Genomic DNA, 22,876 nt, shown 5'->3' with positions numbered 1-22,876 from the left:
CCACCCCCGTATGTTAGCAATAGCCAATTATGGCTTTTGCTATTTTATCTACATCCTCTATGCTATCTATTAAATTGGTAGCAATTGCCGCCTTTGGCATTCCAAAGACAATTGACGTCTCCTGTGACTCTGCTATTGCCTTTAAGGGACCAGTTCTTTTCAACTTGGTAAGTCCGCTTGAACCATCCATACCCATTCCAGTCATGACAACAGCTATTTTTGCAAATTCCGCTATTTCACTTACTGATTCGAAAAGCACATCCACCGAAGGACGGTGCCCATTTCGCTGCTCGGATTGATCCAATTCTACCGCAAGGCTCAAACCAACTTTTTTCACTTTGAAATGGAAGCCCCCCGGAGCGATATAAGCTACTCCTTTTTGAATCAACTCCCCATCTTCCGCTTCCTTTACCCGTATCCTCGATAATGAATTGAGCCTATCGGCTAAGGATTTCGTGAAGCTGGGAGGCATATGCTGGACAATCAAAATAGGGGCATCGATATTTTCCGGGAGACCCGTCAATACTGTCTGCAAAGCCCTTGGTCCTCCTGTCGATGTACCAATAACTACAATCTTTTTATTGCCATGGAACCATTTTTTCATATCATTATCAATATCGTTAATTTCTTTTGATTCTATTTTACTATATTTTTTCCAGTATGATGGGTTTCTTTCAACATTTATCGCACTTTTTTGTAGTTTGTGAACATTTGCAAGGCTGGCTGCCATAACTTTCTCACATAGTTCTTCCTTAATTTTATGCAAATCCAGTGAAATAGCCCCTGAAGGCTTAGCAATAAAGTCAATGGCGCCACTCTGCATGGCAATACATGTACTTTCCGTCCCTTCCTTCGTCGTGCTTGATAGCATGACCACTGCTGTCGGACATTCTTCCATAATCCGGTTTAACGCTTCTAATCCATCCATAACCGGCATTTCAATATCCAAGGTGACGACATCCGGTTTCAGCGATTTTATTTTTAATAAAGCATCTTTACCGTTCCTGGCCGTACCAATGATTTCCATTCTATTATCTTCTGCTAAAAGTTCAGAAATCAGCTTCCTCATAAACGCGGAATCATCCACTATCAACACTTTAACCTTTTCCATATAAGGAAACCTACTTTCCAAGAAAATATCGTTTCATATTTTGCAGGAAATTACTTTTTTGTATAATTGATTCTTCACCTAAGCCATGATTTACATATCTAGATACAACCTCGATTAGAGATTTGGAAACAGCCGCATCAGGATAAGAAAGGATAAAAGGAATCTGCTTGGAAACCGCTTTGGAAACGGACCTATCATCGGGGAGATAGCCAAGTGAAACCATCTCCGCTCCAAGGAATTTTCTCAGGGCATTTTGAAGTCTGATCATCGTTTCTTTCCCTTCCTTTTTCGTGAACACTCTATTGCAAACGAGAAAAAATGGAATCTCATCATTTACTGAATGAATGTATTTCATCGTAGAGTAAGCATCCATCACAGAAGTCGGTTCTGGGGTTGTGATGATGATTAACTCATCCACACACAAAAGGAATTTTGCGGAATCCTGTGTGATACCTGCCCCCATATCAAACAATATATAATCATAACTCTCTAGCAGAGAACCAAATTCATCAGTAAAACGTGCATATTTATCTTCATCTAAAGTAAAAAGGTGGGTCAGCCCCGTTCCACCTGTTATTACGGAAATTTGTTCCGGTCCTGTGGTCATAATCTCTTTCAAGCTTAGACCATCTTCAAAAAAATCAACGATGCTATATGGAGAATGCTGCCCAAATAAGATATCTATATTACCCATTCCAATATCCATATCGAACAACAATACCTTTTTTCCCAGTTTCGACAAGGAAATGGCAAAGTTCAAAGAAAAGTTGGATTTACCGACTCCACCTTTTCCACTCAAGATGGCAAGTGTCTTGGCCATTGAATGGTTTTTTTGCAATTCCAGTCTCCTTCTTAGGTTTTCAGCTTGATCTTTCATAATCTTTAGCTCCAAGAACCATCTTCAATAAATTGGATGAAGTTGCTTTTTCAATATCATCTGGCACATTTTGTCCATTTGTTATATAAGCTACCCCCAATTTATGAGTGTGAATAAAATTAAAGATCGAACCAAAAGTAGACGTTTCATCCGCTTTCGTAAAAATGACCTGCTTAATCGGAATCGTCGTGAACTGTCGATAAATATCTTCCATGTCCTTTTGCTTCGAAGTCAATGAAAGCACTAAGTACGTTTCCATCTCATCTGTGAAGTGGATGATTTCCCCTAGGTCTTTAACATACTGCGGATTGCGAAAATTCCTTCCAGCTGTATCGATAAAAACATAATCATAATGAGAAAAGCGTTCTGTGGCTTTTTTGAAATCTTCCAAGTTATAAGCCACTTCGATTGGAACGTTTAGAATCTTTGCATATGTCTTCAACTGATCGATAGCAGCTATCCTATACGTGTCGGTTGTAATGAAAGCTACCTTCTTATCATGCTTCAGCATGGTCTCTGCTGCTACCTTGGCTAAAGTTGTTGTCTTGCCAACACCTGTCGGACCTACAATATTAATATATTTCTTCTGTAGGCCGGGCCTTCCATTCGGTACCTGATCCACTAGTTTACATAAAGATGCTTCTAGCCAGTTTTTAATTTCTTCATCAGTAGAATCCTCTTTAGTAGCAAACCATTTATCAAGGAGCTCGTCCATGATTTGTGAGCGGATAACTGTATTGACATCCTGTTCGATAAGATACTCATAAACCTGTTGTAATTTCTCCGGATAATGAGCGTGTGATGGGATTTGTATATTTCTTATCATCCCTTTTAACCCTTCAATTTCCTTTAACAGTTCAACATCTCCCCGGTTGTTTTGTTTTGGTGCAGCCGGTTCATTGATTTTCACTATAGAACTCTCAAGTGCCGGTTTTACAGGCAGCTTTTTCTCTTTTTGTTTAGTTACAGGTTGGGAGGGCTGTGAAACGGGATCGATGGCGGCCATGACTTCAATATTCCTTTTCTTGAACAACCCTAGAAAACCACCCTTGTATACCGCTTTCGAACTTAAAATGACCGCTTCACTGCCTAACTCTTGTCGTATCTGCTTCATGGCTTCAGACATGGAAGGTGCCATATATTTCTTTATCCTCAATCAATATTCACCACCCCTACACTTTGTACTTCTACATTTGATTCGAGTTCATTGTAAGAAAGAATCGGTACATTGGGAAAATAACGTTCTGTCAATTGTCGAGCGTACATACGTACAGCTGGGGAGCAAAGCACAATCGGTTGATGATCCATCAAAGTCAGCTCCTCCAATTTACTAGCAATCGCCTCTAGAATCGACTGGGATACAGTAGGATCGAGCGATAAAAAGTTACCATGTTCAGTTTGTTGTACCGCATCTGCAATCGCCTTCTCCACTTTTCCCGATAAAGTAATGACTTTTATCCGGTTTTCCCCTGAAATAAAGGAGTTCGTAATTTGTCTCGCTAAATTCTGCCTTACATATTCAGTGAGCAAATCGGTATCAGTAGATAACTTTCCATAATCAGCAAGCGTTTCAAAAATGATTGGTAAGTTCCTTATCGAAACTTTTTCTTTCAATAGTTTTGCCAATACCTTTTGGACATCCCCAATCGATAATGGATTCGGGGTGACCTCCTCGACGAGAATCGGCGATGTTTCTCGTAGATGATCGATTAATTGTTTCGTTTCCTGCCTGCCCAAAAGTTCATGAGCATTAGCTTTGATAACTTCCGTTAAATGCGTGGAAACCACACTCGGAGGATCCACCACGGTATAGCCCATCATTTCCGCATGCTCTTTCATGTCTTCCGTAATCCATTTAGCAGGCAGACCGAATGACGGTTCAACCGTATCGATTCCTTCTATTGTATCGTCCTCTATGCCAGGACTCATGGCTAAATAGTGGTTCAAAAGTAATTCTCCGTTGGCAATTTCACTTCCCTTGATTTTCAAGCGATACTCATTAGGATTCAACTGGATATTATCCCGAATCCGAACCACTGGGATAATCAGACCCATTTCGATTGCCAGCTGTCTGCGGATCATGACAACCCGATCGAGAAGGTCTCCTCCCTGATTCGTATCGGCAAGGGGGATTAGTCCATAGCCAAACTCAAATTCTATGGGGTCGACACTCAAAAGGTTTACGACGCTTTCAGGACTTTTCATCTCGTCCGTTTCCAATACTTCTTCCATCTCCTGGATTTCACTTTCATCAGGTTGTGGTGTTTTGGAAATGACATATCCCCCCAGAACCAACAAAGCAGCAATCGGCATTGTGAATATATCCGATATGGGGGTGAATAATCCCAGGAGGAAAATTGTTGCTGCAGTCAAGTAAAGCATTTTAGGAAATTGAAATAACTGCTCAACGATATCCGCGCCTAAATTGCCATTAGAAGCCGCACGAGTCACGACAATCCCTGTAGCCGTTGAAATCAGTAATGCCGGCACTTGGCTGACGATTCCATCGCCCACCGATAACATCGAAAAATGGACGGCTGATTCGCCAAAGCTCATGTCCAATTGCATGACACCGATGATCATCCCAAAAATCAAGTTGATGATGACAATGATTATACCTGCTATGGCATCACCTTTTACGAACTTGCTCGCTCCGTCCATGGATCCATAGAAATCGGCTTCGTTGCTAATTTTTTCTCGCCTTGTACGTGCTTCGCCTTCAGAGATCATCCCAGCGTTCAAATCGGCGTCAATGGCCATCTGTTTCCCAGGCATCGCATCCAGCGTAAACCTTGCCGCTACTTCAGATACCCTTTCGGACCCTTTCGTGATGACAATGAAATTGATGATGACCAAGATTATAAATACCACTAAACCGACAAGCACATTCCCTCCAACCACAAAGGAGCCAAAGGTTTCAACGACACCGCCAGCATCTCCATACGTCAAAATGGCACGAGTCGTGGACACATTCAATCCAAGTCTGAAAAGGGTTAATAATAAGAGCAGCGACGGAAAGATTGAAAACTCAAGCGGCTCTTTCATATTCATCGTAGTCAATAGAACCAACAGCGCAAGAGATATATTTAAAAGAAGTAAGATACTTAATAACCAAGTTGGTAATGGTATGACCAACATGGCGACAATCATGATGACACTCGATATAACAACCAAATCTCTTGCTCGCATGTTTTTCTCTCCTAACTAACAGGTAACAATCTACCTTTTAAAGCTTGCCTTTCGTTTTATATACAAAGGCCAGTATTTCAGCGACTGCCTTAAAAAACTCTTCCGGTATCGCTTGTCCCACTTCGGCTTGATCATATAAAGATCTTGCCAAAGGCCGATTTTCCACCATGACGACATCATTTTCTTTCGCGATATATTTAATCTTCTGAGCAACAAAATCCACACCCTTCGCCACGACAAAGGGAGCTTCCGCTTCATTTTCATCATATTTTAAAGCAATGGCAAAATGCGTGGGGTTTGTAATGACAACGTCCGCATTCGGCACTTCCTGCATCATTCTCTGGGCAGCCATCTGACGTTGCTTTTGCCTGATCTTAGATTTAATGAGCGGGTCGCCTTCAGAATTTTTATATTCATCCTTAATATCTTGCTTAGACATCCGGATGTTTTTTTCAAAGTCATATTTTTGATACATATAGTCCAATAGTGCAATGAACAATAAAGCCACGGCAGCATAATACCCTACTTTAATCGTAATATCCGCCAATGTTGCCATTGCATCTGCCACAGATATCTGTGATAAAATCATGATCTCTTCCATACGGTTCCAAAGTACATAAAAAGCAACAAAACCAACAAATGATATTTTAAGAATGGATTTCAATAATTCAACAATTGCCCTCATGGAAAAAATTCGTTTAAACCCTTTAATGGGGTCCAGCTTTTCGAGCTTGAACTGAATTGATTCCGTAGAAAACATAAAACCGATTTGCATCACATTGGCCAAAATCCCTGCTACCACTGCTGCCAGAAAAACAGGACCCAAAACAAGTCCCATCTCTACAAGAATTTCGAGCAAAATGACTTGCATCCCCTCTTCACTGAAATCAGCCATCGTGAAGTTCTGTAGGTATTTCTTCATAAGGGAGAGTAAATGATTGTACATATAGGGTCCCATCAACAGCAACACTGAGAATACAGTTATTAAATTAACTGAGGTGTTGACATCCTGGCTTTTGGCAACTTGCCCTTTTTTCTTTGAATCCTGACGTTTTTTTGGGGTTGCCTTTTCCGTTTTTTCACCAGCGAAAAACTGTAAATCCAGTTGTATCCATTCCATTTTCATAAGCCCCCGATCAGCTGCATTAACTGACGCATCGTCAGGAGCATGAAGTTAAATAACTGTGACACAACCGTCATCATCATTCCCATGACTATGATGACAATCGCTAAACCCACGATGATTTTCACAGGGATGCCGACAACAAAAACATTTAGTTGAGGAACGGTCCTTGCTAGGATACCAAGCGTGACATCCACTAAAAATATGCTCCCCACAACTGGGATCGCCATTTGAAAGGCAATCATAAATGCTTTACTAAACGCCTTGGCCAAGTACTCTATTATTGTTTGGTCGCCGAACGGGACAAACAATTGGTCAATCGGGATAAATTGATAGCTATAAAAGATTCCATCCAGTAGTAAATGATGACCATTGGTGCTTAATAGAAACAATAGAGCTATCGTGTATAAATATTGACCCATCAAGGGACTTTGTGCTCCTGTTTGCGGATCGATGACATTCGCTATTGAAAAGCCGAGTTGAAAATCGATTAACCCACCGGCAATTTGGACCGCAGACAAAATCATATAAGCAGCAAACCCAATGAAAAGTCCTACAAGTGCTTCCTTCATGATCAATAAATAAAATGTCACATCCAAATCCAGAACTGGGGCATCGATGGTATAGTACATGATCCAAGCCAGGAAAACCCCTAACCCGATTCTGTGCTGTATCGGAATTGATCGATACGAAAAAATCGGCATGGCCACGAAAAAGGTGGTAACCCTGACTACTATTAATAAAAAAGCAGGAAAGTAAGGGAATATTTCCTCCATGCCCTAACCTACAAATCGATTCAAATTACCGAATATATCATTGGCGTATGATAATAGATGACTGAGCATCCATGGGGCCAATAAAATAAGCGCCAATAAAACAGCCACAATTTTCGGAACGAAGGCCAATGTCTGCTCCTGAATCTGAGTGGTCGCCTGAAAGATACTTACTAATAACCCGACCACAAGAGCTATCAACATCAACGGACCCGCAATAATCAACACCATATAAATCCCTTTTTCTGCTACATCAATCACATAATCTGCACTCATCTTTTCTCACCTGCTTAAAAACTCTGTAATAACGACTTCACTACTAAATACCAACCATCAACAAGAATGAAGAGAAGGATCTTGAATGGGAGGGAAATCATGACCGGCGGTAACATCATCATCCCCATTGACATCAGGACGCTGGCAATGACCATATCTATCACTAAAAATGGAATGAAAATCATGAATCCGATTTGAAAGGCCGTTTTAATTTCACTGATTGCAAATGCTGGAACAAAGGCAGTCAAGGGGATATCCTGTATCGTTTTTGGCTGTTCTACCTGGGCATAGTCAAGAAATAAGGCCAGGTCTTTCTGTCTCGTATGAGCGCTCATAAATTCCTTAAAAGGAATCGCTGCTTGCTCATACGCCTCTTCCAAATCAATTTCTTCATTAAATAAAGGAGTCAATGCCTTCTCATTCACTTCCTGGAAAGTGGGAGCCATGATGAAAAAAGTCATGAAAAGGGCCAAGCCGACCAGTACCTGGTTCGGCGGCATCTGTTGCGTCGCCAGCGAAGTCCTCACAAAACTGAGTACGATGATGATCCTCGTAAAACACGTCATTAAAATCAATAGGCTCGGAGCAAGAGATAAAACGGTTAGCAAAAGAACTAACTTGACGGAAGTAGAGACGCTAGTGGGATCACTGTTGTTAAAGAACTCCATGAACTCATTCATTCTTTGTCTCTTCCTTTCCTATCAAGTTCTTTTAACAGCTTCTTCCTGCTTTTAGACATTTTCTCGAGCTGATTTTTGAACTCCGAGGAAAAACTATTAGTCTCTGTTTCATCCTTTTTCAGCCATTTGCCTTTCATTTTTGCCACAAAATCTCTTGGCTGGATCATCTGGTCTATTTTCCCATTGTAATCTTCTATCAGCTGTTCGTATTCTTTTGGATCATCTATTTCCTTTAAAAGTTGGATGTTTTCACCAACCCCTACGACTAGAATCCTTCCTCCGACTTTTACAAGCTGTACGGAGCGGTTTGCCCCGAGACTCGTACCTCCCAGATTCTCAACCGAATTGGCTTTTTGATACGTTTTGCTTTTCTTTCCTACAAATCTTAAAACTATATAAAGTAGCACGACCACAAAAATGGTCGCAAGAATCATCCTGAGGAACTCCCATCCAGTAATTCCTACTTTTTCAGGATTCGTTGCTTCATCGGTAGATTGGGAATTGGTAGAAAGAGATTCTTTTGATTTATCGGTTTTATCCGTTTTTGAATTTTCTGGCTCAAAAAAATTCTTTACTGTGTCATCCTGATCTTGTGCATGGGCCTGAATGGCCCCGCAAAACACAATGACTAGCGCTAATGAAACTTGAAGCCATTTTTTTAAAGCAAACAATACGAAGACACCCTCTTAGTTAGCTTAGTGCTTTATTTATGGCTTCCAATACGCGATCCGCTTGGAACGGTTTTACAATGAAATCTTTGGCTCCCGCTTGAATGGCATCAATGACCATCGCTTGTTGGCCCATTGCAGAGCACATAATGACCTTGGCTTGAGGATTTACCTTTTTAATTTCCTTTAATGCGGTAATTCCATCCATTTCAGGCATCGTTATATCCATCGTTACAAGATCTGGGTGCGTTTCTTTATATTTCTCAACTGCTTGGGCTCCATCTGCCGCTTCTCCGACAATCTCAAAGCCATTTTTAGAAAGGATGTCCTTGATCATCATTCTCATAAATGCTGCATCGTCTACAATTAATATTCTATTTGCCATTTTGTTTCTTCCCCCAAATTTTATCTAATTTTTTTTAATCGGTCGCTCTGACTCATAATATCAGTAACTCGAACTCCAAAGTTTTCATCAATGACAACAACTTCGCCCTTTGCGATTAACCGGCTGTTTACAAGAATATCAACGGGTTCCCCAGCCAGTTTATCCAATTCAATGATAGAACCGGATGACAACTCCAGGATTTCCTTGACCGAACGCTTTGTCCTGCCAAGCTCTACCGTTACTTGAAGAGGAATGTCCATCAGCATGCTGAGGTTCTTCGTTTCCGATTCTTGAAGTTGATAAGGCTGAAAACTTGTGAAACTAGCTGGTTGGATATTTACAGGCTTTCCATTGGATACACTTGGTGAACCAAAATGCTGAGGTTCATTGGGCATTTGATAAGTCTGTTGTTGTGCCTGATAAGGCATTTGTCCATATGGATCATGGACTGATTGGTTCGTAATGGGCATCTGTGATTGAACAGTCGCTTGTGTCGGAATGCTCTGCGGCTGATTGGCCACCTGTTCCATCGCTTTTGGAATTTCGGCAGGTTCACTATCTCCGGTACCATTCAATAGTTCATCGACCAACCCCTTAGCGAACTCTAAAGGCAATAACTGCATGATGCTGGAATCAATTAAATCACCGACGCGCAGCCGGAACGAAATTTTTGCAAATAGATCTTCGTTCGGGATGGCGTCCTCGCCTTCGCCGTTCAAAAAATTGAGTAAATCTATGCTAGGTGGAGAAATATCAACCTTTTTGCTGAAAATGGTCGACATTGACGTAGCGGCGGACCCCATCATTTGATTCATTGCTTCCTGGACCGCACTTAATTGGATTTCCCCTAGCATATCCGAAGGACTTAATCCATCACCACCCAACATCAAATCGGCGATGATGGCTGCATCACTTTGCTTGATGACAAGCATATTGATACCGGAAAACCCCTCCGTATACCTTACTTGGATGGCCACATATGGCTGTGGAAACTCCTCTGCTATTTTACCTTTTTCAATGATGGTAACAGTCGGAGTCGTGATATCCACCTTTTGGTTCAATAAGGTGGATAATGCAGTTGCTGAGCTTCCGAAAGAGATATTCCCGATTTCACCGAGTGCATCCAGTTCCATTGCTGATAAATAATCAGCAATGGGAAGCGAGCTTACCTCTTCATCTGTATCGTCTGTACCTTTTAAAAGGGCATCTATTTCGTCTTGTGAAAGCATTTCGTCACTTACCATCTTCGTCTCCCCCTTTCAAAATATCAAGAATCTGGATGGCATGTTTTTTACCTACTTTACCTGGTTGCCCACTATATTTTGGAATTCCTCCAACTTTAATTAATAAAGGTTGATCGATTGCCTGATTTAAATCGATAACATCACCTACATCAAGAAGCAGAAAATCCTGTATGGTAATATCAGTGGTTCCAAGTTCGGAAATGATTGGGAGGTCTGAATTCCTGATACGCGTTTCCAAGACCTTGATTTCCTCAGGCAGTCTTTCTTTTTGGGAAGTTTCCATCCAGTAATGAGCAGATAATTTTGGTATAATCGGTTCTAAAACGACGTGCGGTATACATATATTGATCATTCCGCTTGTTTCACCAATCTGGGTATTCAACGAAATGACCACCACTGTGTCATTGGGTGAAACTAGCTGTAAGAACTGCGGATTCACTTCGAATTCCGTCATCACCGGTTCGATTTCGACAATCGTCTCCCAGGCTTCCTGTAAATTCTCAAAAGCCTTCTCAAAGAGGTTTGACATGATTTTCGTTTCGATTTCCGTTAGACTGTCAACTTTATTTGCACTGACGCCCCTGCCGCCCAACACCCGGTCCATCATGGAGTACGCAATATTCGGGTTGACCTCCAGTATAATGCGACCATCCAAGGGTGGGACCTCGAATACATTCAAAATCGTCATTTTTGGGATGGACCGTATAAATTCTTCATAAGGGATTTGGTCAGCGGAAGCGACCGAAATTTGAACATAGGTTCTTAGCTGCGCTGAAAAGTAGGTTGTCAATAACCTTGCGAAATTGTCATGGATGCGTGTCAAACTCCTGATTTGGTCTTTCGAGAACCGGAGCGCTCTCTTGAAGTCGTACACTTTCACCCTTTTTTCTATTTCTTCTTTCTTTAAATCGTCTGCATCCATTTCTCCTGTAGAAATCGCTGATAGTAGTGCATCAATTTCATTTTGCGATAATATTTCCCCGGACATTAGCATTCACCTCCAAAACTTCCCCTTCTTATTTAATGAAGTCAGGATGTTCTTATTGAAGGATCGAGGAGGTTATATAAACCTTTTCAACTTTTCCTTCTTCCATTAATTCATTAATTTTAGTTTGTAATGTATTCTGAAGTTTTTCCTTGCCCTTTTTACCTGTCAAATCTGTTGCCTTCATTTCGGAAAGCTCGGTTATAATGATATTTTTCACTTGAAAATTCCTTTTTTCCAGTTCTTCCTTAGCCTTTTTACTATCTGTCTGGACCATAAACGATATTTTAATATAATCATTGCCCGCTAGATTCGTCGTAATCTCCGGAATTTCTACGGAAGATTTAACGATTTCATCTATACTAGGCTTGTCCTCTGCCGATGTGGGGTCAGATAACTTCGTAACAACCACTACTGCTATGACGCCAACCAGGGTTATCGCCACTAGCATAATCAAAATAATCGTCAATAGCTTTTTTTTCATACGCTTCCCTCCCCATCTTTTTGAAATCCAAGAACGTTAACGGAACGGTAAAATTGAATGATAGCCTGAATCAAATCCTCTTCTTTCTCAAGCACGACAATCTTCTTGCCATTTGTAAAAGTAATGGTCGTATCCGGCAGGGATTCGACCGTATCTATGTACAATGCATTAATATGAAATCTTTTGCCATTCAGCCTTGTCACTTTAATAATAATATGTAGGAGCCAGAGCAAATCAGCACCTGGCTCCTCCCTCCCTTAACCTATCGTTTTAAGTTAACCAGTTCTTGCAGGATTTCATCAGACGTGGTGATGATACGTGAATTAGATTGGAAACCACGCTGAGCAACAATCATCTCCGTAAACTCTTCGGATAAATCGACATTGGACATTTCAAGTGAACCTGGAGCAATTGATCCTCGACCTTCCCCTGCGACACCTATATTTGCCGTTCCTGAGTTTATCGATTCCTGGAATGTGCTTCCTCCAGATTTAGTTAAACCGGAAGCATTCGAAAACTTAGCAATTGCCAATTGGCCCAGTGTTATAATTTTCCCATTTGAATATATCCCATTAATCTCACCTGAAGCGCCAAAGTTAAAGCTTTCTAGTTTCCCCTCTTTATTTCCATTTGGATTGACGAGGGCCGTTGTGGTTCCTGCAACTTGGGTAAGGTCTGAGAAAACATAATCTATGGTAGCATCTTTTTTATTACCAGATGTGTACTTACCGACGTTATCAAAAGCAAGCGTAGTTAATTTCCCTGTACCTGTACCAGCAATAGCTGGAGGTTCCTGGTCTATAAATACATCCCATGATCCAGTAGTTGCGTTTGGTTCAGATGTTTTTTGAAAATACATTGTTTTCGTTTGCTCCTGGCCCTTATCATCAATCACTTTGATTTGCTGGCTAAATACGGAACCTTTAATAGCGTCTGCTGCAAGATTTTCACTCACGGTTACTGTAGTAGTTTTTACTGCCGGTAAAACGGCATTAACGTTTACTGCCACATCTCCGATAGTATTTGAAGTATTTCCCTTTGCATCAACCTTGTAGGCCTGTACTTTTGACCCGCTTGAGTTTACAAGCGTACCATTGTCATCCAAATAGAAGTTTCCTGCACGTGTATACGATAAGGTATCTCCTTGCTTAACGACGAAATAACCGTCACCAGAAACAGCCAAGTCAAGATCACGTCCAGTAGTTTGCAAGCTTGATTGACTATGAATCGTGTCTATCGTCGCGATGGTAGACCCTAAACCTACTTGTTTAGCATTGGTCCCCCCTCTATTTTCCGTTGCAGCACTTGCCCCTGATATTGTTTGGTTCATCGTATCACTGAAAGTAACACGGCTTTTCTTAAAACCATACGTATTTACATTAGCCACATTATTCCCGATGACATCCAATTTTGTTTGTAAGTTTTTCAACCCACTAATTCCTGAGTACATTGAACGAAGCATATTAAACGTTCCCCTTTCATATTAGCGACTGCTTCTGTCATTCCACAGTCTAGGCTTCCTATACTAGGACCGGCCCGTTAATCCAGTAATATGGTTCCATTGATATTCGTGAAAACTTGAGACGATGCTTCCTCTCGGTCCATGACTGTGATAACTTTGTTATTTTTCGTGCTGACTACGAGCGCCGCATTATCGGTGATGATGAGTGACTCTGTCACTCCCATCTTTTTGGCCTCATTGGCTTTATCGGCAATTCGGCTCCACATTTGCGGATTTATTTCTATTTTTCTTTGATTCATCCGCATTTGGGCATGTTTACTGATTGTCAATTTCTCAACGGCCGTTACTGCTGTTTGAAAGTGCTGTTGAAATCCTTGCTGGGCCGTTTGCCTTTTTCTCAAGGGTGTTTTCATCAGTGGTATCGCTTGAGCGGAATTAGTTTGAAAATCTAGTTTATTCATCGTTCCGCTCCTTAAGCGCCAGCTATTTTTATCAATTGCTCTCTTGATAATTTTGTGCCTGCTTCATCATTCACTTCGATTTGCAACTTACCATTACTCATTGATACGGAAGACACGATGGCCGACTGCTCACCGTTTTTCTCATCATTCCAGGTGACACTTTTTCCAATCAGTTCACTTGCTGTCGTCAGGCTATTTGAGCCTGTTCCCGTCTGCTTCATGGCTGAAATATTCGCCGGTTCAAGTTTAGTTCCATCTTCTAAAAGGAAATAAACTTTATCTCCTTTAAATTGAATTGAATCCACGATTCCTGTTCCTTCTTCAATTGCAAGGTTCTCATCACCCTCGTCAAGTTTATGCCATGTCACTTCTTGACCAACAAAGGAGTTATAGTTCATCAAACTATTTTGCTGATTGGATGCAAGCAACTCGTCCATTTTAGTTCCGATATTCATCATCTGTTCTAAAGATGAAAAAGTCGCCATTTGGGCTATGAACTCCGAATTGTCCATCGGGCTTGAAGGGTCTTGATTTTGCAGTTGAGTAAGCAACAACTTCAGGAAATCATCTTTTCCTAGATTATCCCCCGTTTTTCTTGTTTCGGTTTGATAGTTTGATAACATGAGTGATGTATCAATGGTCGTCATCTCTTCACCTACACTTCTAGATTTAACAGGGCTTCAGCAAATGAACCTATAAATTCACTTTCTGATTCTTCTTTACTTTCCTGCTTGCTTTCTTGGTGTTGTCTGCTTTGGTCCTCTGCATCTTTCTGGCTGAATTTCTCTGAATTGAAAGAGTTAAAGCTCTGTGCTATTTCAATTTTTTCAATTTGGATGTTCTGACCACTAAAGGCTTGCTTTAAACCTTGAACCTGTTTCTCCAGCATATCCTTTGCTTGTGCTGTAGTGGCTAAGATTCTTGCTGTCATCAGACCATCTTTTTGGATCAATTCAATTCTAAGTGAACCAAGGTGTTCAGGATTCAGTCTGATTAACAGCTTATTGACGCCATTCGTTCCTGAGAAATTTGATTTGTTCAGGATGGATTCAAATCGCTTGACGAATTCCTCTTGACTAACCGTCTGTCCATCTTTGGAAGCTGTCATAACCAGCTGTTCCAGTTTTGTGATTTGCCCCTGTACACTTGCACCTTGGTTAATAGCTTCATTTAAAACCTTTTCATTGCTAAGCGTTCCTGAATTTCCACTTTTCGTTAGAGTGAGCTTAAAGTGAGCTGACTTTACAATCTGTATTGGCAAACCCAGACCTTGCTTGTTTCCTTCTTTATCAGCCCCTACCATCCGAGAGAATGCATTCCTCACCGTTTCGAGAGATTTATTCTGCCCTTTGTCCACTAGAACTGAAAAATCAAGATCTCCACTTTTTTTCTGTTGCTCATTGGACACCCATTTTTCAAGCTTTCCGGTTATTCCATCAAGCACGTTCTTCATTTGCTTCTGGATGGATGCTTCGTCCTGTGTCATATCTTTAGTTTCTGATAGAAGTTCCTGAACTTTCACTAGCTTTAAAAGGTTTGCCGTTCCCTCTATTGGGAGCTGTTTCCACTCATCTTCACTTAACGATGCAAACTGTTTAAGGATTGTATATAGGTCCATGACATTAGCACCGAGAAGACTTTGAGCGTCGAGTGCCATCTCTTCCTGGTCACTATCTAAATCAAGTTCTTCGATACTTGTAAAAAATCTCTCTAGACTAGTTTTGTCATCACCGTTAAGAATTTGCAGTAGCTGTAAAAGTAACTCTCCCGAACCTGACGACTCGTTTATTAACAAGTCCTCAGCTGCTACTCCCCCTTCAAGATCACTTAAATTGGATTGTTTCAAGAAATCCACCAAATCCTTTAGTGTTGTGAGTTTTTCCTCCGAAAGAGTGATAGATTCTGCATCCAACGTCTTGTCCAAATCTGTCTCTACAGTCAATGCGGATTGAAGGGCGGATCCAAACTGGGCATTTGATCCTTGGCTCTGGTTGGGTTGTACTTTTTTATTCACTGATGCCAAAGGTAGCATCGAATTAATGGCCGAATTCACGTTTAAATCACCTCCTTTCATGCGACTTACGTACTAGACTCTGTTAGTTTCTTCGTTAATCTGACAGCATCTGCGGTAGGCATCTGCTCCAAGACCTTCGCTAATGTATCAGCTTTCATACTTGCCAAGATTTTCACGGCATCTTCATCGTTCATCTCCGTAATGATTGGCGCTGATTTTTTAGGAGCCATCGTTTCATATGTGCGTATGATGTCCTTGAATGCCCGTTTACTCCCATCCTGGCTTTCTTTAAGCTGATTCAATTGAGTTTGCAGTTGCTGTTTTTCTGCCTCAGCCTTTTCGACCGCTTGATCACGGGTGTCAATGATGCTTTCCAGTTTCTTTATCTCTTTTTCCTTGTCTTTAATTTCAGTCTCTAGTCTAGCCAATCTTTTTGAATCCTTACCAATCTCTTGTGCAGGTTTTACTTTTTCATCATCTTTTTCAAATAGTTCAATTAAGGGGATTTTCCCTGATAGCTCCTTAGCCTTTTCCATGACATTCACACCGGCTACAGTAAAAACGATCAATGCAACAGTCACCGCAAAAATCAAAGGGATAAAGATGACAAGAAACCATTGAAATTTACTTATTTTACTTTCTTCCAATTCATCCAATCCAGTTGGTTCTTCTTTTTTACGCATTCTATCACCTAACGCCCTTTACTTAAGAATTGCCTGATAGATATTTCATCCATTTGTCTATTCTCATCTTCCTTGATGATATCCAAGAATTTATGAAAATCGTTTTCTTTCATTTTCTCGTACTTCTTCACTTCAATATTTCTTTCCATTAATACTTCTTGCAGGACATTCATTTTATAACGAGCTTCTATGACTTCCTCCTGGCTAAGACTTATGAGCTTTTCAAGATTGTCCATAAACAGCTGGTGATGGCGAATTTCTTGAATGGACAAACCATTTCTCAACCTTTCCTCTTGAAATGCCAGTAAGTCCTCTTTTTTCTTCAAGAACTTATATAGTTTTCCAGCCACTTCTTCAAACTTTTTCAGCGCTGTATTATATTTAGATAGTGCATCTCTTTTTTCTTTTTCTTTTATGGTAAGGATCTTTTCGAACTTATATTGATAAATCATAGCTACTCACCTCTTTCCATCAAATCTACAAGGTTTCCTATACTTATATCTTTAGGCGCCTTTTCATGAGTGCCCTGCTTTAAAAATGAAATGATTTCCGGGTAGCGCTTTATGGAATTATCTATTTCCTTCGAAGATCCCCTTTTATAAGCTCCTATATTAATTAAATCTTCCGAATCCATATAAGTAGATAAGTTTGCACGTAGTTCTTCTGCCGACTTTTTGTGTCTTTCTCCAACGATGTTATTCATGACTCGGCTGATGCTCTTTAAAACATTAAGCGCGGGATACTGGCCCTTGTTAGCCAAATTACGGTCTAAGATGAAATGCCCGTCCAATATTCCCCTGACTGCATCGGCAATTGGTTCATTCATATCGTCTCCATCAACAAGAACTGTATAAAAGGCTGTGATAGATCCTAGTTGATTTGTTCCCGTTCTTTCTAAAAGTCTTGGAAGAATGGCGAATACCGATGGTGTATACCCTTTTGTCGTAGGTGGCTCACCGACAGCTAGTCCGATTTCCCTTTGGGCCATCGCCACCCTTGTGACAGAGTCCATCATCAACATTACATTCAATCCCTTATCCCGAAAGTATTCTGCAATTGCAGTTGCTGTCATTGCTCCTTTAATCCGCATCAACGCTGGCTGATCGGAAGTTGCCACCACCACAATGGAACGAGCCAATCCCTCTGGACCAAGATCCTTCTCAATGAACTCCCGAACCTCCCGACCACGTTCCCCAACAAGTCCAATAACATTTAAGTCAGCTGTCGTATTCCTGGCCACCATGCCTAGCAATGTACTTTTCCCTACTCCACTCCCAGCGAAAATCCCGACACGTTGCCCTTTTCCGACTGTTAGTAGACTATCTATCACCCTGACACCAACATCAATCGGTTCATCAATCGGTGGTCTTTCCATAGGATTGGGAGGATCTTGATCGACTGGTACCGTAGCTAGTCCCTTCGGAAGCAGGGAATGATCGATGGGAAAACCCAGAGGATCGACAACCTGGCCAATCAATCCGCTTCCCACTTTTATCTCAAGGCTACGCCCACTTCCTTCGACGATGCACCCTGGTGAAATATCACTCACAGCTGTAAATGGCATGAGAATAACCATTTCATCGCGGAAACCGACGACTTCAGCCAGTATCGGTTTTTTCTTTTTTTGAACACCGGTATAGATATAGCAAACGTCTCCAACAGAGCTTTCAGGGCCTTGAGATTCAATCATCAACCCTACGACACGCTTGACTCGGCCATAGTGTTTAAATGTATCGACTTCATCAATATAGGGTATGAGGTCTCTCGCTTTCATCTTTACTCCCCTTCCAACAGTTCGGATAGTTTTTCCTTAATTTCTAGTAGTTGACTATCGACACTTGCATCAATTCTTCCATTCTCCGACTCTATGATACAGCTGCCTTCATCCAATTCATCATCAGGATAAATATATAATTCCGTTTCTTTTGGAAAAATCGAAATCAGTTCATCCTTGTGAGAAAGAATCGATTGGTATCTGGACGGATGAATGTGCAGCTGAACTTCCCGGTATTCCCTTGCTTCTTTAATCGCTCCCTTAACGAGAGATAAGAATGTTTCTTCCTTAGCCTCCAATTGCTGTCCGATGATTTTTTTGGCTACGTTCAATGCTATATCTAGAATGACTGATTCAGAGGATTCAAGATGCTGCTGATAATCAACTTTTGATGCCTCCACCACTTCTTTAGCAAAAGCGATGTCCCCGGCCATCTCGTTATAGCCCTTTTGAAGTCCATCCTCAATGCCCTGTTGGTATCCTTCTTTTTGTGCTTGTTCAATGTATATTCTTTTTTCCTCTTTCTCCCAATAATCCTTTGCTTGTTGAATTTCTTCGACAATCGTTTCGGCTTGCTGCTTTGCTTCTATTAATATGGCATCCGCTTCTTGTATGGTTTGATTAAGAAATTCATTAGGTGGGAAGTGATTGGTGACTTGCCCCTCATCATTTTCTGTTACCTGGACATCAAATTGCCGGATTTTAATCGTGAATTTGTTACTTTCATCTTCCTTCGCCTGATGAGATTTAATAATTCTAGACAATAATATCATCCCCTCCGCCACGGGCGATTACAATTTCACCAGTTTCTTCAAGGCGGCGAATGACAGCAACGATTCTTGATTGTGCTTCTTCTACATCACGTAGACGAACAGGTCCCATATATTCCATTTCTTCCTCAAAGGTTTCGACCATCCGTTTGGACATATTGCGGAATACAATGTCTTTCACTTCCTCACTTGCCACTTTAAGTGCAAGTTTAAGATCTTCATTATCAGATTCCCGAACCACGCGTTGAATGGCTCTACCATCAAGGGTCACGATATCTTCAAAGACAAACATCCTCTTCTTGATTTCTTCTGCAAGTTCAGGGTCTTGAATTTCAAGAGCATCCAAAATGGTTCGTTCCGTGGAACGATCGACTCCGTTCAGGACATCTACCACAGCTTCGACACCACCGGTTTGTGTATAGTCCTGGGTAACGGTTGCAGAAAGTTTTCTTTCTAATATCTGTTCCACTTCATTAATAATCTCTGGCGAAGTGCTATCCATCAAAGCAATCCTTCTTGCAATGTCTGCCTGCACTTCTTGAGGCAGTTCTGATAAAATTTGTCCGGCCTGTGTTGGATCAAGATAAGATAAAATCAGGGCAATCGTCTGAGGGTGCTCGTTTTGAATAAAGTTCAATATTTGCCCTGGGTCTGCTTTACGAGCAAAGTCGAAAGGCCGAACTTGCAGGGATGAAGTTAAACGGTTAATGATGGCCGCAGCTTGATCGGTGCCTAACGCCTTTTCCAAAACCTGCTTCGCGTATCCTATCCCACCTTGCGAAATATAATCCTGTGCTAAAGCGATGTTATGAAATTCCTCTAAAATCTCTTCCTTATCGTGCGAGTCGACACTTCTAACTCCTGAAATCTCCAGAGTCAGCCTCTCGATTTCTTCTTCTGAAAGATGCTTATATACGGATGCAGAAACATCCGGGCCTAAGGAGATAAGGAGGATTGCCGCCTTTTGTTTACCTGTCAATCCACCCTTTTTCTTTCGATCTATCACTTGCATGGCCTCCTAATCTTCTGCTATCCAGCTTCTTAATAATTTTGCGAATTCATCTGGCTTCTCTTTAGCCAATTTTTCAAGCTGTTTCCTTTTTAAAGAGGCCTCCGATTCCGTCTCTTTATTTAAATCAGGAACTTCGAATTGGGCTTCCTCTTCTACTTCCTCGTAATACTCCTCTTCCAAATCCCGTTGACGTCTTGAACGGAAGAATAAGACTAATAGAATGATAATGACTAGCAATAGAACTCCACCAACAATATAAACCCATATCGGTAGTGAGGAAGCATTCTCCTCTTCTGAGATCTTCATTTTTCCATTAAAAGGTTGTACGGAAATGGCAATCTTCTGATTTAATTCATCATCTGTCAGTTCTTCCCCTACCGCTTTTTTATCTATCGTCGTTCGGATAATCGTACTTAGGATTTGTGTGATATCATCCACGCTCTGTTGAGATAATGAATTCGGATCATCAGCGGTAGGTGGTTCTACCATGACTTGAATGCCTAAATCCTTGACTTTATATGGACTTTCAACGATTTCTTTCTTGATTCGGTTCACTTCACTATTTATCGTTTCATCTGTTTTTTCATAATCGCCTGAACCTGTCGTACCTTCTACATAACTGGAACCCAATGAATCCGCGGAGTCTTCACTTTGGGGAATTCCCCCATTTTCAGCTGCGTCCCCGCTATAAGATTCGTTGATCCTTTGGGCTGAAATTTCTATTCCAGCCATATTTTCCTCATCCACCGGCTCCACAAGGTTCTCTTCCCGATTTTCTTGAGTAAAATCAATGTCGGTCGTAACGGAAACGGCCACTTTATCCCGCCCCATAATAGTTCCAAGCATATTTTGCACTTGTCTTTGTATATCTCGTTCTATTTCTTTTTTTATCTCATTTTGAGATTGAAAAGCAGAACCGAATGACGAATTTTCATTTTTAAGGTCATAATACTCAAAATCTTGATTCATGATGACGATATTATCTGTAGGAAGGTTGGGAACACTTTTCGAAACAAGATGATATAGGGAATTGACTTGACTCTCCTCGAACTTATAGCCCGATTTCGTATTCAATACAATCGATGCTGAAGCTTCACCGGCGGATTCGCTGACAAAGACTCCTTTATCAGGAAGCGTAATCATGACGCTAGCGTCCTCGACTCCATCAATTTTCTTTATTAAATTGGATAACTCTGTTTGCATCGTATCCAATTTAATTACATTAAACTCATTTTCAGTCATTCCCAATCCAGCTCCCTGGCTAAAGAATGAATAATCGATGCTACCAGACTCTGGTATTCCCTCAGCCGCTAGTTCGACTTTGAGCGTATCAACACTTTCTTGTGGTACTTTGATGGTTGTACCGTTATCCGCAATCTCGTTTTTTATTCCTTGACTGTCTAAATTTTCTTTTATGCTACCCGTCTCGGATGGTTTCAGATTGGAATATAACGGAACCAATGTCGTTCGGGTTGCGAAAAATGAGGCAACCATGACGATGATGATGACTAATGCCGTTGAACCAATCATTATCATCTTTTGTTTTCTACTTCTTGTACTCCAGTAACCAGTTATTTTATTTTTAAAGTTCACTAGTGCATCATTCATTTAAATCCCCCGGTCAGTCTATGAATTTATGAGAGGAGGCATTTTCCCCCTAGCCATTTTTCTCTCTTTATATGAGGTCTTTAAAATGAATGTTAAATGCTCATTCTCATCATTTCCTGGTAGGCTTCGACCACTTTATTCCGAACCTCTAACGTAGCCTGCATCGTAATGCTCGCCTTTTGTGAAGCAATCATCACATTATGAAGTTCCACGTCTTCTCCGTTAGCTAACTTAGCTGTAAGGCTGTCCGATGATACCTGGGCCTCGTTAACTTTATTCATAGTTTCTTTTAATACGGACGCAAAATCTTGTTGCGCTTCGTATGGTGTACTTGTGTTAGTCTGCTGACTTTTCCATGCTTTATCTATATTGCTTATGCTTGAAAGAGAAATCCCCTCCATAATGCACACGCTCCAATCAAAAATTATTTACCGATTTCTAATGCCTTCATCATCATTCCCTTTGATGCATTCAAAACAGTGACATTGGCTTCATAGGATCTAGTGACGCTCATTAAGTCGACCATTTCTCTCAGTGGATCCACGTTTGGCATCTCTACATATCCATCTTCATTTGCATCTGGGTGATCTGGATTGTAATCCAGTTCAAATGGTGTTTCATCTTTAACAATTCCTGATACTTTTACACCTGTACCCGTACCGTTCGTTTTTCCGGTTGCTGCATCTAGAAAACTTGCAAAACTTGCTTCCTTATTTTGCAGAACAACCGATTTTCTTGAATAAGGTTTCCATTGTCCCGACTCCGCATCAAATTCGGCTCTAGTCGTATCGGCATTAGCCATATTGGCAGAAATCACATCCATCCGAAGCCTTTGGGCAGTCAAAGCTGAGCCCGTCGTATTAATACTCTGAAAAATCCCCATTACTTCCCACCCCTAATCACTGATTCCAATGACTGGAATTTACCCGAAAGTCTATCCGTTACAGCATTATAATAAATTTGATTCGTAGCCAGGTCCGTCATTTCTTTATCGACATCCACACTGTTCCCGTTACTGTTATAATTCACATTGTTCTGTGTAACAATGGAAGAAGTCGCTTTGCCGTTTGATTTAAAGCTAAAGTGCCTGTCATCGGTACGATATGATTGAATAGCCGTATCAAGTTCTGTTCGAAAGGACTTTGTATTAGAAACATCTTTCGCCTTATAATTCGGCGTATCGGAATTAGCAATATTTTGCGAAATGACCTTTTGTTTCGTACTAGAAAAATTCAGAGCGTTTTCCAGTGATTGAAAGGTATTTGAAAATAACTCCATTTTGTCGCTCCCCTCTTTC

Annotated in this window: 27 protein-coding genes; all 27 read right to left on the bottom strand. The window is 41.0% G+C overall.

Translation table 11 applies throughout. The features are described 5' to 3' along the window. Positions 1–13: 13 nt before the first annotated feature. On the bottom strand, positions 14–1,111 hold the full coding sequence (locus tag ACIQXQ_RS06880; RefSeq protein ID WP_402956331.1) for a protein-glutamate methylesterase/protein-glutamine glutaminase: 1,098 nt from the start codon (positions 1,109–1,111) through the stop codon (positions 14–16). 10 nt (positions 1,112–1,121) lie between these two features. Further along, positions 1,122–1,988: a MinD/ParA family protein gene (locus ACIQXQ_RS06875; protein WP_402956329.1), complete on the bottom strand. Its 867-nt coding sequence runs from the start codon at positions 1,986–1,988 to the stop codon at positions 1,122–1,124. Next, complete coding sequence (flhF, locus tag ACIQXQ_RS06870; RefSeq protein WP_402956327.1) at positions 1,972–3,144, bottom strand: flagellar biosynthesis GTPase FlhF; 1,173 nt, start codon at positions 3,142–3,144, stop codon at positions 1,972–1,974. The genes ACIQXQ_RS06875 and flhF overlap by 17 nt, the downstream gene beginning before the upstream one ends. After that, positions 3,141–5,177: a flagellar biosynthesis protein FlhA gene (gene flhA / locus ACIQXQ_RS06865; protein ID WP_402956325.1), complete on the bottom strand. Its 2,037-nt coding sequence runs from the start codon at positions 5,175–5,177 to the stop codon at positions 3,141–3,143. The genes flhF and flhA overlap by 4 nt, the downstream gene beginning before the upstream one ends. Positions 5,178–5,214: 37 nt before the next feature. After that, a complete protein-coding gene (gene flhB, locus ACIQXQ_RS06860; protein WP_402868355.1) occupies positions 5,215–6,297 on the bottom strand; it encodes a flagellar biosynthesis protein FlhB in 1,083 nt (360 codons plus the stop codon). 2 nt (positions 6,298–6,299) lie between these two features. Then, positions 6,300–7,076, bottom strand: coding sequence for a flagellar biosynthetic protein FliR (fliR, locus tag ACIQXQ_RS06855; RefSeq protein WP_402868354.1), 777 nt, complete (start codon positions 7,074–7,076; stop codon positions 6,300–6,302). A 3-nt stretch (positions 7,077–7,079) separates the two neighbouring features. Then, positions 7,080–7,349, bottom strand: a complete 270-nt coding sequence (fliQ, locus tag ACIQXQ_RS06850) for a flagellar biosynthesis protein FliQ (protein ID WP_402868351.1) — start codon at positions 7,347–7,349, stop codon at positions 7,080–7,082. A 14-nt stretch (positions 7,350–7,363) separates the two neighbouring features. Then, positions 7,364–8,029, bottom strand: coding sequence for a flagellar type III secretion system pore protein FliP (fliP, locus tag ACIQXQ_RS06845; protein WP_402956323.1), 666 nt, complete (start codon positions 8,027–8,029; stop codon positions 7,364–7,366). Next, positions 8,026–8,700: a flagellar biosynthetic protein FliO gene (locus ACIQXQ_RS06840; protein ID WP_402956321.1), complete on the bottom strand. Its 675-nt coding sequence runs from the start codon at positions 8,698–8,700 to the stop codon at positions 8,026–8,028. Before ACIQXQ_RS06840 ends, fliP begins: the two co-directional genes overlap by 4 nt. A gap of 19 nt (positions 8,701–8,719) precedes the next feature. Continuing rightward, positions 8,720–9,082: a chemotaxis protein CheY gene (cheY, locus tag ACIQXQ_RS06835; protein WP_063231856.1), complete on the bottom strand. Its 363-nt coding sequence runs from the start codon at positions 9,080–9,082 to the stop codon at positions 8,720–8,722. Between the two features lie 20 nt (positions 9,083–9,102). Continuing rightward, the gene (gene fliY / locus ACIQXQ_RS06830; RefSeq protein ID WP_402956319.1) at positions 9,103–10,326 is read right to left on the bottom strand and encodes a flagellar motor switch phosphatase FliY; all 1,224 of its coding nucleotides are present in this window, start codon (positions 10,324–10,326) and stop codon (positions 9,103–9,105) included. Beyond that, positions 10,316–11,314, bottom strand: coding sequence for a flagellar motor switch protein FliM (gene fliM, locus ACIQXQ_RS06825; RefSeq protein ID WP_402868343.1), 999 nt, complete (start codon positions 11,312–11,314; stop codon positions 10,316–10,318). The genes fliY and fliM overlap by 11 nt, the downstream gene beginning before the upstream one ends. A 52-nt stretch (positions 11,315–11,366) precedes the next feature. Beyond that, complete coding sequence (gene fliL / locus ACIQXQ_RS06820; RefSeq protein ID WP_402868342.1) at positions 11,367–11,795, bottom strand: flagellar basal body-associated protein FliL; 429 nt, start codon at positions 11,793–11,795, stop codon at positions 11,367–11,369. After that, positions 11,792–12,007, bottom strand: a complete 216-nt coding sequence (locus ACIQXQ_RS06815) for a flagellar FlbD family protein (RefSeq protein ID WP_402868573.1) — start codon at positions 12,005–12,007, stop codon at positions 11,792–11,794. The genes fliL and ACIQXQ_RS06815 overlap by 4 nt, the downstream gene beginning before the upstream one ends. Before the next feature lie 50 nt (positions 12,008–12,057). Continuing rightward, a complete protein-coding gene (gene flgF / locus ACIQXQ_RS06810) occupies positions 12,058–13,257 on the bottom strand; it encodes a flagellar basal-body rod protein FlgF (protein WP_402956317.1) in 1,200 nt (399 codons plus the stop codon). 77 nt (positions 13,258–13,334) lie between these two features. Beyond that, entirely contained in the window at positions 13,335–13,718 is a 384-nt protein-coding gene (locus ACIQXQ_RS06805) for a TIGR02530 family flagellar biosynthesis protein (RefSeq protein ID WP_402956315.1), read from the bottom strand. Positions 13,719–13,729: 11 nt separating this feature from the next. Then, entirely contained in the window at positions 13,730–14,365 is a 636-nt protein-coding gene (gene flgD / locus ACIQXQ_RS06800) for a flagellar hook assembly protein FlgD (protein WP_402956313.1), read from the bottom strand. 8 nt (positions 14,366–14,373) lie between these two features. Then, a complete protein-coding gene (locus ACIQXQ_RS06795; protein ID WP_402956311.1) occupies positions 14,374–15,771 on the bottom strand; it encodes a flagellar hook-length control protein FliK in 1,398 nt (465 codons plus the stop codon). 26 nt (positions 15,772–15,797) lie between these two features. Next, positions 15,798–16,415, bottom strand: coding sequence for a MotE family protein (locus ACIQXQ_RS06790; RefSeq protein ID WP_402956309.1), 618 nt, complete (start codon positions 16,413–16,415; stop codon positions 15,798–15,800). An 8-nt stretch (positions 16,416–16,423) separates the two neighbouring features. Further along, positions 16,424–16,867 (bottom strand): flagellar export protein FliJ, encoded by a 444-nt coding sequence (gene fliJ, locus ACIQXQ_RS06785; RefSeq protein ID WP_402868333.1) that lies wholly within the window; start codon positions 16,865–16,867, stop codon positions 16,424–16,426. 2 nt (positions 16,868–16,869) lie between these two features. Further along, on the bottom strand, positions 16,870–18,189 hold the full coding sequence (fliI, locus tag ACIQXQ_RS06780) for a flagellar protein export ATPase FliI (protein ID WP_402956307.1): 1,320 nt from the start codon (positions 18,187–18,189) through the stop codon (positions 16,870–16,872). A 2-nt stretch (positions 18,190–18,191) separates the two neighbouring features. Beyond that, the gene (gene fliH / locus ACIQXQ_RS06775; protein ID WP_402956305.1) at positions 18,192–18,953 is read right to left on the bottom strand and encodes a flagellar assembly protein FliH; all 762 of its coding nucleotides are present in this window, start codon (positions 18,951–18,953) and stop codon (positions 18,192–18,194) included. Next, on the bottom strand, positions 18,946–19,965 hold the full coding sequence (fliG, locus tag ACIQXQ_RS06770; protein WP_402956303.1) for a flagellar motor switch protein FliG: 1,020 nt from the start codon (positions 19,963–19,965) through the stop codon (positions 18,946–18,948). The genes fliH and fliG overlap by 8 nt, the downstream gene beginning before the upstream one ends. A 12-nt stretch (positions 19,966–19,977) precedes the next feature. Next, positions 19,978–21,579 (bottom strand): flagellar basal-body MS-ring/collar protein FliF, encoded by a 1,602-nt coding sequence (fliF, locus tag ACIQXQ_RS06765; protein ID WP_402956301.1) that lies wholly within the window; start codon positions 21,577–21,579, stop codon positions 19,978–19,980. 92 nt (positions 21,580–21,671) lie between these two features. Beyond that, positions 21,672–21,980, bottom strand: coding sequence for a flagellar hook-basal body complex protein FliE (gene fliE, locus ACIQXQ_RS06760; protein ID WP_402956299.1), 309 nt, complete (start codon positions 21,978–21,980; stop codon positions 21,672–21,674). 23 nt (positions 21,981–22,003) lie between these two features. Continuing rightward, positions 22,004–22,462, bottom strand: coding sequence for a flagellar basal body rod protein FlgC (gene flgC / locus ACIQXQ_RS06755; RefSeq protein WP_402956297.1), 459 nt, complete (start codon positions 22,460–22,462; stop codon positions 22,004–22,006). Continuing rightward, entirely contained in the window at positions 22,462–22,857 is a 396-nt protein-coding gene (gene flgB / locus ACIQXQ_RS06750) for a flagellar basal body rod protein FlgB (RefSeq protein WP_402956295.1), read from the bottom strand. The genes flgC and flgB overlap by 1 nt, the downstream gene beginning before the upstream one ends. Between the last annotated feature and the right edge of the window lie 19 nt (positions 22,858–22,876).

This window comes from Peribacillus sp. NPDC097198, assembly GCF_044762055.1.
GTDB lineage: Bacteria > Bacillota > Bacilli > Bacillales > DSM-1321 > Peribacillus.
Note: the sequence above shows the minus strand (reverse complement) of the source record. Positions and strands in the feature narration are given on the sequence as shown.